The sequence below is a fragment of the Mariniradius saccharolyticus AK6 genome (genome assembly GCF_000330725.2).
In the GTDB taxonomy this organism is placed as follows: domain Bacteria; phylum Bacteroidota; class Bacteroidia; order Cytophagales; family Cyclobacteriaceae; genus Mariniradius; species Mariniradius saccharolyticus.
In genome coordinates, this window is the sequence record NZ_AMZY02000014.1 from 80,525 (window position 1) to 94,826 (window position 14,302).

Genomic DNA, 14,302 nt, shown 5'->3' on the forward strand with positions numbered 1-14,302 from the left:
ATTCAACCATGAAGCAACACCAGTTAAAAATCCACAATACCCTTTCCCGCGAAAAGGAGACTTTTGAACCTATCAACCCGCCATTTGTAGGTATGTACGTCTGTGGCCCGACAGTGTATGGCGATGCCCACTTGGGCCATGCCCGCCCCGCGGTCACATTCGACACGGTCAACAGGTACCTCAGCCACCTCGGTTATCGGGTGCGCTATGTCCGCAATATCACCGATGTGGGCCACCTCCAAGGTGACGCGGATGAGGGCGAGGACAAGATTGCCAAAAAAGCGAAACTCGAACAGCTCGAGCCCATGGAGGTCGCCCAGCAGTATACCGACACCTACCACCGGGATATGGAGCTCCTCAATACCCTCAAGCCAAACATCGAGCCCAGAGCGACCGGCCATATTCCCGAGCAAATCGCCTTGGTCCAAGCCATTCTCGACGAGGGCTTGGCCTACGAGGTCAATGGTTCCGTTTACTTCGACGTGCTCAAGTACAACGAGCGCGAGCAATATGGAAAGCTTTCCGGTCGGATTTTGGACGAATTGGTATCCGGTACACGTGACTTGGATGGCCAGGGGGAAAAGCGGAATCCGGTGGACTTTGCACTCTGGAAAAATGCCGCCCCAGAGCACCTGATGAAATGGGAATCGCCTTGGGGCATAGGATTCCCAGGCTGGCACTTGGAATGTACGGCCATGTCATCCAAATACCTGGGCAAACAGTTTGACATCCACGGCGGGGGTATGGACTTGATGTTCCCGCACCATGAGTGCGAAATCGCCCAAGGCAACGCCTGCAACCATCAGGATCCCGCCAAATATTGGATGCACAATAACATGATCACCATCAATGGCCAAAAGATGGGGAAATCATTGGGCAACTTCATCACGCTGCAGGAGCTGTTTACCGGAAACCATAAGCTGCTCGAGCAAGCCTACAGTCCGATGACGATCCGCTATTTTATCCTGACGGCGCATTACCGCTCGACCTTGGACTTCTCCAACGACGCGCTCAAAGCCGCACAAAAAGGCTACAAGAAAATCATCAACGGGCTTCGGATCGCCAAAAGCCTGGCATACAATCCGGACGAATCTGTGCAGCCTGATGCAGAGCAAATCAAGCAACTGGAAAACAGCATCACCTATGCCTACAGGGCCATGGATGATGATTTCAATACGGCGCAGGCCATCGGACACCTGTTCAACATTTTGAAAAAGATCAATTCGCTTTATACCGGACAACTGCATGCCGCACAGTTTGGCAAAGAAATGTTTGACAAAATGATCCAAACCTATGTCGTGTTCGTAGAAAAAATCCTGGGATTGAAAGAGGAAAAATCCGACAACCAAGACGCATTGTTGGATTTACTCCTCAAAATGTATACGGACGCCAAAACCGCAAGGAACTATGCAAAAGTGGATGAAATCCGTGCCGGGCTGAAAAACATAGGCATCGTGGTCAAGGATATGAAAGAAAAAATCGACTGGGCGTATGAAGAATAGATTGTTGGCGCTTTGGTTACTCGTTTTGGTATTTGCTTGGGGCTGCAGCAGCGACAAGATTACCGAGACAGTACAGGAACCCATTTCGCACCGGCCCGCACCCCAATTCAATGCGGATTCGGCTTATGCATTTATCCAACAGCAAGTGGATTTTGGGCCGCGTGTACCCAATACCCCCAGCCATCAGAAAACGAAGGAATGGATGATCGGAAAACTGGAAGGCTATGGAATGACCGTTCAGAAGCAGGAATTTCAGGCCAAAACCTACGACAACCTGACTTGGAACCTCACCAACATCATTGCTTCCTACAAACCCGAAGCCAGCAAGCGCATCTTATTGGCGGCACATTGGGATACACGCCGCATCGCAGACAAGGATACGGAGCGCATCGATGAACCCATAGATGGTGCCAACGACGGCGGGTCAGGCGTTGGCGTATTGTTGGAAATCGCACGGATACTCGCCAGCGACACCCTCCAGCCAAACGTCGGCATCGACTTCATTTTCTTCGACGGTGAAGATGACGGAGAGCCGGAAAATGCCCCTACACGCAATTCAAGCCAAGTATGGTGGTGCCTCGGGTCACAGCATTGGTCCAAAAACCCCCACAAACCAGGATATCAAGCTTACTATGGAATCTTGGTGGACTTGGTCGGTGCCAAGGGTGCCAGGTTCTACAAAGAGGGCTATTCGATGAAAAATGCAAAAAACATTGTCAACAAGGTGTGGAATTACGCCGCGGAATTGGGATATTCAGACTTCTTTGTGATGAGAGAGGCTCCAGAGATCATTGATGACCATGTTTTCGTAAATCGGGATGCGAAAATCCCCATGATCGACATCATCGAGTTTTCGCCCGATTTTGGTTTTGGGCGCTACCACCATACCCATATGGACAACATGGAAATCATCGACCGGAGGACATTGAAAGCAGTGGGACAAACAGTGCTTTTCACCGTCTATCAGGAAGAGTAACCATCATTTACTAACCACAACTACCATGAAAAAAGGCCACCAGGTAACGATGAAAGAGATCGCGAGGAAATTGGGGGTCTCAGTTTCCACCGTTTCCCGAGCTCTCAAGGATTCCCCAGAACTGCATCCCGATACCAAAAAGAAAATCGTGGAAGCCGCCAAGGCCATGAATTACCAGTACAACCTCCTGGCCCAGAGCCTGCGCATCAGCCGCAGCAAGGTACTGGGAGTCATCGTGCCGGAATTGACCTCACATTTTTTCTCCAGCAATATCAGCGGCATTTCGGATACCGCCTACAGGCGCGGATACAACGTGATGATTTGCCAGTCCAACGAATCCTACGAACAGGAAAAAGCCAACGTTAAAACATTGGTTTCCTCGCAGGTCGATGGCCTGTTGATTTCTCTCAGTCGGGAGACCAAGTCCTATGAACACCTCCAAGAACTGTATGACCGGGAAATCCCTTTCATCATGTTTGACAGGGTGACGGAGGAAATACCTGTCTCCAAAGTGACTGTCGATGACGCCCATGGCGCCTATTTGGCGGTACACCATTTGTTGGAACAGGGCTGCAGGAAAATCGCCTACTTCTCGGGACCTGAAGATTTGTACATTTCCAAAAAACGGAAAGAAGGATACCTGGAGGCGCTCAAAGAATTTGGAATCCCGGAATCTGAAGCTAGAATTTACGTAACTGACCTTACCCCAGAGGGGAACCGGAAGATCAGTCTGCAAATGATAGCGGAGAAAGATCGCCCGGATGCGGTTTTTGCCATGATCGATCCCTTGGCGATAGACCTGATGACGGTCTTGAAGGAAAAAGGCGTCAAAATCCCGGATGAAATAGCGCTTGCCGGATTTACCAACAATCCTACCTCAGCCGTGGTCGATCCTTCCCTGACGACCATTTCCCAACCGGGTTACGAAATGGGGAAAATCGCAGCCAACCATCTGCTCGACCAACTCGACGAGATCGTCTCCGACGAACCCCAATCATTTGTCCTCCAAACGACTTTGGTGGCAAGAGAATCCTCCAAGAAAAAACACTGATAATCCAGACCATGTCGCTTTCCCTTTCTTCTAAAAAATTTGGAAAAACCCCTTCAGGCGATGAAGTAACGCTGTTTACCCTCAGCCTTAACAAAAAAGTATCCCTGTCCGTCATGGATTACGGAGCCACTTGGACCCATCTTTTTATTCCAGATAGAAATGGAAAAATGGAGGACGTATTGTTGGGATTTGATTCCATGAAAGGCTATACCGATCCAGAATACCTGGACAACTACTGTTATCTGGGTTCGACCGTCGGGAGAATCGCCGGAAGGATCGGCGGCAATAAATTTGAGTTGGATGGGAAAATATACCGCCTCCCACTCAATGCGGGCACTTCTCACCTGCACGGAGGCATACGGGGTTGGGACAGGAAGATGTGGTCCGTCGAACCTTTTGAGACCGATGATTCGGTGGGCATTACCTTCTACTACAAAAGCCCGGACGGTGAAGAAAACTATCCGGGAACAATCGATATTTGGGTCACCTACACCTTGGATGCAACGGGCTTGGTCGAGATCAAGTACAAGGCCATCTCAGACCAAAAAACAATCATCAACCCCACCAACCACGCTTACTTCAACCTCAGCGGCAAGTTTGACCAGTCGATTGAAGACCATGTTTTTTGGGTAAATGCGGATTCGTTTTTGCCCATGGACGAAAACAGCATCCCAACTGGAGCGCTTTTACCTGTTGACGGAAGCGCATTTGATTTTCGTACCCCTACCCGATTGTCGAAAAATCTCGGATTGCACGATCCGCAATTGGAGGTCGCAGGCGGTATCGACCATTGCTTTGTCCTCAACCAGTCGGAAGATTGTGCGATCCTGTACCATGAGGGAAGCGGTCGGGAACTGATCCTTTCTACCACCGAACCCGGACTGCAGGTCTACACTTCCAATTATATGAATGCCTCCTTCACAGGAAAGCACGGCATTCGTCCCGGGAAAAGGGCGGCGATCTGCCTGGAAACGCAGCATTTCCCAGACTCCATCAACAAGCCCGATTTCCCAAGTGTTGTTTTGATGCCAGGAGAGATTTTTGACTCAAGGACACAATTCAGATTCAGGGCAGAATGATCGCCGTACATATCCAGCAACTTTTCAGGGAAATCTTTGAAAAAGAACCCCTTCTTGTCTATTCCCCCGGCCGGATCAACTTGATAGGCGAACACACCGACTACAACAACGGTTTCGTCATGCCAGCTGCCATTGACAAGAAAATGATGGTGGCAATCGCCTCCAACGATAGCGATCAAGCCCGTATCTACTCATCGGATTTCAAAGAAGAATTTGCATTTGACGTGAAAAGCTTTGGCCCGAAAAAAGGCCACTGGGCAACCTATATCATGGGCATCACCGCCCAAATCAAGCAGGCGGGCTATCCTGTCCGGGGCTTCGACATGGTTTTTGGCGGAGATATCCCGGTCGGCGCCGGACTTTCTTCTTCCGCGGCTTTGGAATGCGCTGCTGGTTTTGCGATCTCGGCGCTTTTTGGATTCAATATTCCACCCATTTCGCTTGTTCATTATGCCCAAAAAGCCGAGCATGTCTTTGCGGGCGTTCAGTGCGGCATCATGGACCAATTTGCATCCGTGATGGGGAAAAAGAACCACGTTATCCGACTGGATTGCCGAAACCTGTCCTACGATTACTTTCCACTGGACTTGGGTGAATACCAAATCCTCCTCATCGACACCCAAGTAAAGCACTCCTTGGCTGATTCGGCCTATAACCGACGCAGGAATGAATGTGCCGAAGTGGTGTTGATTGCCCAGCAAAATATGCCTGCGGTGAAATCACTCAGGGATCTGCGCTTGAAAGATTTGAAAGCTGTTAAGCCTTTCTTAGACGAGGAAGTTTACAGGCGGGGCGAGTATGTCATCGAGGAAAACAACCGGGTCTTGGAAGCAAGCGAAGCCCTGCAGGCAAATGACTTGAAGAAATTCGGGAAATTGATGTATGCCTCCCATGATGGATTGAGCAAGAAGTATGATGTCAGCTGTGCCGAGCTCGATTTCTTGGTGGATTTCACCAAACCCTTGGACTACGTACTCGGCAGCAGGATGATGGGAGGCGGATTTGGTGGCTGTACAATCAATCTGGTCAAGACAAGCCAAACAGAAACCCTTCAAACACGGATTGCAGAAAGCTACTTGCGGAAATTCGGCACTAGCCCAAAATTCTATGCCGTGAAAGCCGAAAATGGCACTGGATTGCTCAAACCTTAGCCCTCCCCTCCTCGGTGTAGTGTAAACTTTCGTTGATGGCTGGATGGAATTTCTGATTCCACCCATTTATAAGTCCATCCGCGACATATGTCGGGATGAAATTGGAATTTCCTACCAAGTTCCCCATCGGAATATTGATTATCATGCGAATTACATCCCGACAGCGGTACTGGATCGAAATTTATAGAAAAGGGCAGTTTCAAAATACCCCTAGCGCCTTCGCCAAATCACATGTACATGATGAATTTAGTAAAGTTATTACTTGACTTTACAAGGCTACTTGTAAAGCAATACCTTCACTATAATGGAATCGATTTATCTCCTCTAGACGTAGTAAAAAACCGTCGGTGGTGGAGCAGATCGTTGTTACTGATCATATGATTGCATAATTTTCTAGGTCGACGATTTTGTCAAAACGGCAATTTGAGACCTGATTTTCTTCAAACAATTGCTTAACTTCTTCGACTACATAAATAAGAGATGTTCCGGCGGGATGGAAGAAATGACTTCCGTCCCATGTACTTGGATCGAAATATAAACCTACGTATGCTTCATACCGATCTGCCCAAGGCACTCTCGGTGGCATAATCTTTTTGATGCTCTTTTCGTTTATGATGGGACCAACTTCACATACCACCGACAGGAGTCGATAGCCGTCGACCACCTGTTTCTTTTTGTCTTCAAGGATTATTGGCCTGAGCGAAAACCCTCTATACCTTGAAACTTGAAGGATTGAACATACTCTTTCGGAAACAAGGTAAACTCCTGAATAACCTGTGGCTATAAAATCGTAAAACTTACTTCCCTGCAACCAACAAAAATCAACTTTAACACCATCGTCCTCAGTACCAAAAAGGAATTCCTTCGTCAGTAGTTCATTCGAATTTTGAGCTCTAAATGCACCCCTCCTGTCACCGTCGGACAAAAGGAATATTTTGGCAAAGTCAATCATCTGTTCAATATATTTTTAATTGTTGAAGGGTTTTTTGCGAAAAGTTAAATACTTCTTGCGGCGAAATTCGGCACTAGCCCAAAACTCTATGCCGTGAAAGCCGAAAATGACACCGGATTGCTCAATCCTTAGCCCTCCGATTTTTCATAAAGCTTCAATTCGCTCGCTTCCTTTTCCAACTTCAGATTGCTTCGAAACCGGAATCCCAGCTTCTCGAGCAGTTGAATCGAGGCAATATTGTGGGGCAAGGTCGTAGCCAAAATCCTCTCCAGACCCAATTCCCGCTCGGCATAACCCAAAACCGCCGAAGCAGCCTCAAATCCATAGCCCATTTTTTGAAACTCAGGCAAAAAGGCAAATCCCAAATCCGGGGCATCCAAGTAATCCCGCTTCAAAAGTCCACAAAGCCCGATGGGATTTCCCGTTTTTTCCAACACAACCACCCAAAGCCCAAAACCATGTTGTGCATAGCTGCGCAAAGGTCCATCCTGGATGTACCTTTTCGCGGTCTCCAAATCACGGACGCCCCTATCTCCAATGTACGCCAGCCAACCTGGACTTAAATGGAGCGCAAGGACAAATTCCGCATCTGATTCGATTACTGGTCGGATTTGCAGCCGTGGGGTTGTTATGGGGAAATTTGGATTCATCATGGTTCATGAACAGATTGAAGGATTTTCCCGACCTCAAATTGTAGGATCGGGACCACTTTTTCCTCAAACCAAGGATTGTTTTTCTGCCAACGCTTGTTCCTCGGCGACGGATGGACCAAGGGAATAAACCTTGGCAAATAGCTCTCAAATGCCCTCACCGTCTCCGTGAGGCTTCCTTTGCGCACATTTCCCAAATAGTACTTTTGGGCATACTGACCAATCAGGAGTGTCAATTGTAGATTGGGCATCAGCTCCAATAGCTTCGCGTGCCAAGTCGGCGCACATTCCGGTCGCGGCGGCAGGTCGCCTCCCTTTCCCTTGCCGGGATAGCAGAAACCCATCGGCACAATTCCGAAAATACTTGGATCGTAAAACGTATCCCGATCCACGCCAAGCCATCTCCGCAGTTGGTCGCCGCTTGGGTCATTCCAAGGAATTCCCGTCGCATGGACCTTGGTGCCCGGTGCCTGGCCTACCACCAGGATTTTTGCTTCAGGATGCACCACGAACACAGGCTTTGGACCGAGTGGCAAAAATCCGGCACAAATCCGACAGGCTTTTACCTCATTTATCAAGGGATGTTGAAAAGAAGTCACTGTCATTGCAACGCAGAGTATACTTCGAATTTAGCCACAATTCTACGCTTCCAAATGAGGTATTGCCTCTATTGTCCCGAAAATTCACTGTCAAATATTTTAGATGCGTCTTTTAACAACAAAAAGATTGTAATTTACTACTGTCATCGATGCTTCACCCAAACAAACGACTATGACCCAATATGCGCTGGTCACGGGAGCGAGAAAAGGCTTGGGAAAAGCCTTTGCGATCGAGCTTTCAAAAAGAAAAATCAATACCATCCTGGTCGGCAGCCCAAACAAGGAATTGGGGGCACTTTGTGAGAAACTGAAGAAAAAATACAAGGTCGACAGTATTGCCTATGAGACGGATTTGTCAGTATATGAAAATGTCGTCGATCTCGCAGAATGGGTGAACCTGCATTACAACGTGTACATATTGATCAACAACGTCGGAAAGGGAGGGACAAAAAAGATCCTCGACGCCCCGGTAGATTACATCAATAAAATCCTTAAGCTGAATATCGTAACCACCTCGGTCCTTACCCATCAGCTTTTGCCGAACCTCTTGAAACAACCAAAAGGCTTTATTTTGAACATTGCAAGCCTGGCCGCCTACCTTCCGATCGGATTCAAGACAGTCTATCCAGCATCCAAATCGTTCATTTATTCATTTTCACGTGGACTCAACGAAGAACTGAAAGGGACCAATGTATTTGTGAGTGTAGTAACTCCCGGCCCCATCAGTACGAATGGTGATGTAAAAAAAAGGACAAAAAAGGGGTTTTTTGGAGGGTTCCTGATGCAGACACCCGAATTTGTGGCGAAAAAATGTGTGGACAAACTCCTCAGAAGAAAAGCCGAAATCATTCTCAATCCGGTGACTTGGTTTTTGATCAAGGTACTGCCGGTTTGGATTGAGACGCCACTGATGACAAAAATCGCCAAAAAGGAACTCAACTAAAATTCACACTGCAAAAGTATATGTAACCAATGCAGGCGGCTTTTTGGGAATCAAGCCTTTCTTAGAACTTACTTTGCGGAATTAGCTTCAAGGAATATCCAATCCAGCCTTTCAAAGGTTTCAAACCCTTGAAAGACTGGATTGAAAAAAGATCAAGCGGGATTGCTCGGTCTGACTTCAATTTTGCTGGGTAGCGTACGGGGATGCATCTGCATCAGGTCAACCACGATTTGGCCGATATCTTCGATTTGGATCTTCCAGGCATCTTTCTCGGTGGGTTGATGGTTGTTGAAATAGGTCGCAACCGAACCTGGCATGATGGTCGTCGCCCGGATGCCATGCTGCCGCAGGTCGAGCATCGCGGCTTGGGTAAATCCCGTCACACCAAACTTGCTCGCATTGTATGCCGAGCCGTTGGCAAAGAAGTTGGTACCCGCCAAGGAAGAAATTGTGATGAAAAAGCCCTTGGATTCTTTTAGTGCGTCGAGTCCCGCCTTAAGACTGAAAAACACACCTGTCAGGTTGGTATCGATGGTTTCCTGCCACTGTGCCAAAGTCAACTGGTCTATCGGGGCAAAGAATCCTACCCCTGCATTGGCTACCAAAAGATCCAACTTTCCCCATTTTTCCATCACTGCCGCCACAGCCGCCACCTGGGAGTCGAACGAACGCACATCCGCCTCGATGCCGATGGCCTTACCCTTCCCGATTTTATTCAGCTGTTCGGCGGCTTCCTGTACGCTTTTTTTAGATCGACCCGTGATGGCCACATGCATGCCTTCGGCGACCAATGCCGCAGCGATACCGTAGCCGATACCCTTGCTGCCGCCGGTGATCAGGGCAGTTTTGTTTTCCAAGTTTTGTCTCATATTCATGGGTGTTTTTTGGTTCCAAATACTTAACCTCTCCATCCAAGGCTAGGTTCACCCGGGACAAAAAAATACCGCCATGGAAGAGACCCCATGGCGGTTTCAATTGCTTTCTTGACCCTTAAACAAGTGCCAAAGCCTTTTTCAAATCTTCCTTCAAATCATCCACATCCTCAATACCGACACTGAGACGGATCAGGGAATCCACCAAGCCCACTTTTTCCCTTTCAGCCTTGGGAATGCTCGCATGGGTCATGGTTGCCGGATGGCCACAAAGCGACTCAACGCCACCAAGGGACTCGGCCAACGAGAAGTAGTGCAGGTTTTCCATCACTTTGAGCGCGTCTTCGAGTTTGTAGCCTTTGATAACAAAGGAAATCATCCCGCCAAATCCACGCATCTGCTTCTTGGCGACGGCATGGTTGGGGTGGTCTTCAAATCCCGGCCAATAGACCTTCTCCACCTTGGGATGATTGCGGAGAAAATGGGCAATCGAGGCTCCGTTTTGGCAATGACGCTCCATTCTCAAGTGCAAGGTCTTGATACCCCGCAGCACCAAAAAGCAGTCCTGAGGTCCGGGCACTGCACCACAGGCATTTTGGATAAATGCCAGTTGCTGTGCTAGCGCTTCATCGTTGACAATCAACGCGCCCATTACCGTATCTGAATGTCCGCCGAGGTATTTGGTCACGGAGTGCATGACGATATCTGCGCCCAGGTCTAGTGGATTTTGGAGAAATGGCGTGGCAAAGGTATTGTCCACCGCAAAAAGCACCCCGTGCTGCTTCGCAATCTTGGCAATCTCGGCGATGTCCACGATGTTCATCATCGGGTTTGTCGGAGTCTCTGCCCAAATCAGCTTCGTGTTGGCATTGATGTAATCGGCCATAGAGGCCGGATTTTCCATGGGAATGAAATGGAACTTGATCCCGTATTTTTCAAAAACCTTGGTGAAAATCCGGTAAGTGCCGCCGTAGAGGTCGTTGGTGCTGATGACTTCATCGCCGGGCTTCAACAACTTGATGACAGCGTCGATGGCACCGAGTCCGGACGAAAAGCAAAGTCCATACTTACCGTTTTCGAGGGCGGCGAGGTTCTTCTGCAGCGCATCCCTTGTTGGGTTTTGGGTTCTTGCGTATTCATAGCCCTTGTGGACGCCCGGAGAGGCTTGCACGTAGGTGGAAGTCTGGAAAATGGGCGTCATGATGGCCCCCGTACTTGGGTCCGGCTCGACGCCGGCGTGGATGGCTTTGGTTCCGAATTTCATAAATCTGTCAGTCAATATCTTTGGGTTTAATTCCGAAGTTTTGGTTTCCTTTGCGCTTCAGGTGCCCAAAGATGGAAAAAAAGGCAGGCTTTTTCAAGGAACTCCAAGCGAGCTTCCGAATGCATCCCATGCTGGCAGTTGCCTTGGCTTGGGTAGCGGTGATGCCCTCAGTCGGTACCCTGCTGAGCTTGTCCGTATTAGCCAAAAACCCCACGGCACTTCAGCAACTTGAATTTCATTCCTTTGGCTTTCAATTGGCCTACCTGCTTGTGGGAATTTTAGCGATGGGTTTGGCGCTGTTGCCGACGACTTTCTTTGCAGCGGTTTCGGGGTTTTTGTTTGGTTGGGAAGCGTTTGGATGGCTCTTTGCAGCCTACAACTTGGCGGCATTGCTTGGCTATGCTTGGGGCGGAAAACTCGGCGGCAACAGCTTGGATGTCCTGTTGTCAAAGTATCCAAAGGCCCACCAGCTTCTGGAAAAGCAGGAAAAAATGAGCGAATTGGTGTTTTTCGGCAGGCTGAGTCCCATTTTGCCTTTTGCCGTTTCCAACTTGTTTTTTGCACTCTTGGATACTGGCTGGAGAAAGCTGCTTGTTTTTGGAAGCTTGGGCATGCTTCCCCGGACTTTGCTGGTGTTTTGGTCCGGCACCTTGGCCAAAGACCTCTATGCCGCCATCGAACAAGAAGGCATTTCTGGAAAGGGATGGATTTTTTTGGGGCTTTTGCTGGTGAGTGTATGGGGGATTTGGAGGGTGGTCGTGAAGAAATAAATTTGGCGGGGCATTTTTTCCTTGGTTCAGCAAAATCTCCTATTTTTATAATTATTCAACCTGATTTACCGCCAATGAAAAAGGCACTTTTGCTATTACTTCTACTCCCATTGTTTGGATTTTCTCAGTCAAGACCGAATTCCGATATCATCCAAACAGTGATACAAAACCGACTTGAAAAATTCTCCGAAACTGAGAAGTTGCCAAACTCTATCGTGATGTTAAACGGATTGACCAACAAGAGCCGGGAACTTGCGGTAAATGGGCTATGTCTTTCGCTCAACCGTTTAGACCAAATAGGTAAGAATATGAAAAAACCATCACTCCTGAAGACGGAAGAGATGCTATTCTTAATTATTAAACTATGTAAATCCATTCATGGAGGTGAATCACTTGACGTGGAGGGGTACAATACATTACCCGGCTTGTCTGTCGTCAAGAGGGATAAAATCGAAATTTTATTCAATTCAAATGATGCCAACAAAAACGATGCTGCTTGGAATACCTTCTACAAGATTTATCCTGAAGGTTTAGGTTTCATGGAGTTTTCGAATGTTGTTTATTCTAAAAATTGGTCCCTAGTGTATGTAACCCACCGCCATAAACCGATTGGCGGAATCGGCTATGTCGCGATTTTAAAAAAGATCGAAAATGGATATGTGGTGGAAGACGCTTTCAACTTGTGGATGTACTGATTCGATAAACCACCTGTATTGAATGATTTTATACGAGATACATATGAAAAAGACGTTCTATTTGTGTATTTTTATAGTCATTGCGTTTTCTTGCGCTCCTGATATTATTTTTTCGCGGGTAACCCAGATTCAGCCTTCTGTTGATGAGAGGAAACAACTGTATCCAGATTTTGAAAAGCACTTGGAGTTAAGGTTTCGTGATTTAAAAAGACTTGAAAAATCACTGAAAAAGGCCGTGAGTAAAAAACAAAATGACTACACCATTATACTTACCCCAAAAAATCTCCCAAACTACTATCGTCAATATGTCGCTTACGTGGATACAACCGGGAATAAACAGTGTTGGATTATCGGCTCTTGTCGTTTTCATGAAGACTTTAGAGAGTCGTGTTCTGGTGAATTTGAATCGGTACCATTTGATTGGAAAAATCTTATTCATGAAGTAGACGATGGTGGTGATTGCTATTGGAGGTTTTGGATCAACAAGGAAACCAAGGAATGCCATTTGTTCGCAAATGGAATTTGACATTTTGGATGGCTGGTTGCTTACCTTTTAAAGGACCAGGATTTAATCGCCAATGAATGAAGTCTTGTTTTCAGATAGCGCATTTAATCATAACTGAAACTCTCCGATAAATCGAACAAAGTTTCAATCATATTTGAAACTCTCGTGATTATTCACGCTTTACGCTACCAGGGAAACTCCCCGCAAATGGAGCATCATCAAATCCCCAAACCATAATTCCCCCCTTTCCGAAACTTCGTCAGGTCAAATGGGGGCATCCCACGGTCGGCGAAATGGGTCTTTCTCGCATGCCGGAAAAGTTGCTGGATCATATCCGCCAGAACGCCCTCCCCTTTCATCCTCCTGCCAAATTGGGAATCCTTGACATCCCCACCATGCAGCTCGGATATCTGGTTCATCACCTTTTGGAAACGGTCCGGAAAGTTTTTGCGCAGCCAATCCTCAAAAATCTCACGGATGCTGCCGTTAAGCCTTACCACGGTCATGCCGGCAGTCAGGGCACCATGGTCGGCGGCAGCCTTTAGCACAGCGGGGATTTCGTGGTGGTTTAGCCCGGGAATAATGGGCGCATTCATCACGGCGACAGGTATCCCTGCTTGCGAAAGGGCTTCTATGGTTTTGAGGCGTTTGTCCGCGCTTGCAGTGCGGGGTTCCATTTTCCTGCGGAGGTTTTCATCCAAAGTCGTGACCGAGATGTAGACATGGACCAAGTTCTCCCTGGCCAAATCCTGCAAAATATCCAAATCCCGAAGAATCAGGCTGTTTTTGGTGATCATTCCCACAGCATGACGGTACTTCCAAAAGACCTTGAGCAGTCCCCGGGTGATGCCCATCTCCTTTTCCAAAGGCTGATAGCAGTCGGTGTTCCCCGAGAGGGAAATCGGTGCGGGCCGCCAACTTGGGCTCAGCAACTGCTTTTCCAACAATTGCGGTGCCGTGGGCTTGGCCATCAGCTTGGTCTCAAAATCCAGCCCAGCCGTGTAGCCATAGTATTCGTGGCTATTCCGCGCGTAGCAGTAGATGCAGCCATGCTCGCAGCCTTGGTAGGGATTGAGTGAAAAACTCAGCCCGATATCGGGGCTTTTTACGGGATTGACGACGGTCTTGGGATGCTCGATGCGTACCTCGGTTTTGGGCGACACGATCAGCGGTTCATCCAGACCCTCCACATGTTCCGTCACGACGCGGTTTTCCAAAAACCGGTTGCCCGTCTGTATCTGCGAACCTCTTCCCTTAAAATATCCCTCTTCCATGTCTGAAATCGTGTCAAAA

Annotated in this window: 15 protein-coding genes; 9 read left to right on the plus strand and 6 right to left on the minus strand. The window is 48.0% G+C overall.

Going from position 1 to position 14,302, the window contains the following annotated elements:
- Window positions 1-8 precede the first annotated feature (8 nt).
- Genes cysS through C943_RS14635 form a run of 5 tightly spaced genes read left to right on the plus strand, consistent with a single transcriptional unit; the run spans window position 9 to window position 5,759 of the window.
- Entirely contained in the window at window positions 9-1,502 is a 1,494-nt protein-coding gene (gene cysS, locus C943_RS14615) for a cysteine--tRNA ligase (RefSeq protein ID WP_008629263.1), read from the plus strand.
- The gene (locus tag C943_RS14620) at window positions 1,492-2,478 is read left to right on the plus strand and encodes a M28 family peptidase (protein ID WP_040480812.1); all 987 of its coding nucleotides are present in this window, start codon (window positions 1,492-1,494) and stop codon (window positions 2,476-2,478) included. Before cysS ends, C943_RS14620 begins: the two co-directional genes overlap by 11 nt.
- 25 nt (window positions 2,479-2,503) lie before the next feature.
- The gene (locus C943_RS14625) at window positions 2,504-3,529 is read left to right on the plus strand and encodes a LacI family DNA-binding transcriptional regulator (protein ID WP_008629265.1); all 1,026 of its coding nucleotides are present in this window, start codon (window positions 2,504-2,506) and stop codon (window positions 3,527-3,529) included.
- Window positions 3,530-3,540: 11 nt separating this feature from the next.
- Window positions 3,541-4,608 (plus strand): aldose epimerase family protein, encoded by a 1,068-nt coding sequence (locus tag C943_RS14630; RefSeq protein WP_008629266.1) that lies wholly within the window; start codon window positions 3,541-3,543, stop codon window positions 4,606-4,608.
- The gene (locus tag C943_RS14635; RefSeq protein ID WP_008629267.1) at window positions 4,605-5,759 is read left to right on the plus strand and encodes a galactokinase; all 1,155 of its coding nucleotides are present in this window, start codon (window positions 4,605-4,607) and stop codon (window positions 5,757-5,759) included. The genes C943_RS14630 and C943_RS14635 overlap by 4 nt, the downstream gene beginning before the upstream one ends.
- 373 nt (window positions 5,760-6,132) lie before the next feature.
- Here C943_RS14635 and C943_RS14640 read toward each other — a convergent pair whose 3' ends face one another.
- The 3 genes from C943_RS14640 to C943_RS14650 all read right to left on the minus strand — a co-directional run bounded on the left by C943_RS14640 (window position 6,133) and on the right by C943_RS14650 (window position 7,966).
- A complete protein-coding gene (locus C943_RS14640; protein ID WP_040480814.1) occupies window positions 6,133-6,711 on the minus strand; it encodes an imm11 family protein in 579 nt (192 codons plus the stop codon).
- Between the two features lie 128 nt (window positions 6,712-6,839).
- Window positions 6,840-7,364 carry a GNAT family N-acetyltransferase gene (locus C943_RS14645; RefSeq protein WP_008629269.1) on the minus strand — a complete coding sequence of 175 codons (525 nt, stop codon included), beginning with the start codon at window positions 7,362-7,364 and terminating at the stop codon, window positions 6,840-6,842.
- Window positions 7,361-7,966 (minus strand): uracil-DNA glycosylase family protein, encoded by a 606-nt coding sequence (locus C943_RS14650; protein WP_051069616.1) that lies wholly within the window; start codon window positions 7,964-7,966, stop codon window positions 7,361-7,363. The genes C943_RS14645 and C943_RS14650 overlap by 4 nt, the downstream gene beginning before the upstream one ends.
- A 166-nt stretch (window positions 7,967-8,132) precedes the next feature.
- On the opposite strand from C943_RS14650, the gene C943_RS14655 reads away from it, so the two are divergent.
- Complete coding sequence (locus C943_RS14655) at window positions 8,133-8,903, plus strand: SDR family NAD(P)-dependent oxidoreductase (protein WP_008629272.1); 771 nt, start codon at window positions 8,133-8,135, stop codon at window positions 8,901-8,903.
- A gap of 152 nt (window positions 8,904-9,055) precedes the next feature.
- Here C943_RS14655 and C943_RS14660 read toward each other — a convergent pair whose 3' ends face one another.
- Window positions 9,056-9,778 (minus strand): SDR family oxidoreductase, encoded by a 723-nt coding sequence (locus tag C943_RS14660; protein ID WP_008629273.1) that lies wholly within the window; start codon window positions 9,776-9,778, stop codon window positions 9,056-9,058.
- Between the two features lie 115 nt (window positions 9,779-9,893).
- Entirely contained in the window at window positions 9,894-11,039 is a 1,146-nt protein-coding gene (locus C943_RS14665) for a cystathionine gamma-synthase (protein ID WP_008629274.1), read from the minus strand.
- Between the two features lie 71 nt (window positions 11,040-11,110).
- On the opposite strand from C943_RS14665, the gene C943_RS14670 reads away from it, so the two are divergent.
- From C943_RS14670 to C943_RS14680, 3 genes are read left to right on the plus strand one after another with little or no spacing between them, the layout of a single operon-like run.
- On the plus strand, window positions 11,111-11,809 hold the full coding sequence (locus C943_RS14670; protein WP_040480816.1) for a TVP38/TMEM64 family protein: 699 nt from the start codon (window positions 11,111-11,113) through the stop codon (window positions 11,807-11,809).
- On the plus strand, window positions 11,743-12,504 hold the full coding sequence (locus C943_RS14675) for a hypothetical protein (protein WP_157198562.1): 762 nt from the start codon (window positions 11,743-11,745) through the stop codon (window positions 12,502-12,504). Before C943_RS14670 ends, C943_RS14675 begins: the two co-directional genes overlap by 67 nt.
- A gap of 43 nt (window positions 12,505-12,547) precedes the next feature.
- Window positions 12,548-13,030 (plus strand): hypothetical protein, encoded by a 483-nt coding sequence (locus C943_RS14680; protein WP_040480820.1) that lies wholly within the window; start codon window positions 12,548-12,550, stop codon window positions 13,028-13,030.
- 197 nt (window positions 13,031-13,227) lie between these two features.
- Here the strand turns inward: C943_RS14680 and C943_RS14685 are convergent, their stop codons facing one another.
- Window positions 13,228-14,283: a PA0069 family radical SAM protein gene (locus C943_RS14685; protein ID WP_008629280.1), complete on the minus strand. Its 1,056-nt coding sequence runs from the start codon at window positions 14,281-14,283 to the stop codon at window positions 13,228-13,230.
- Window positions 14,284-14,302 lie beyond the last annotated feature (19 nt).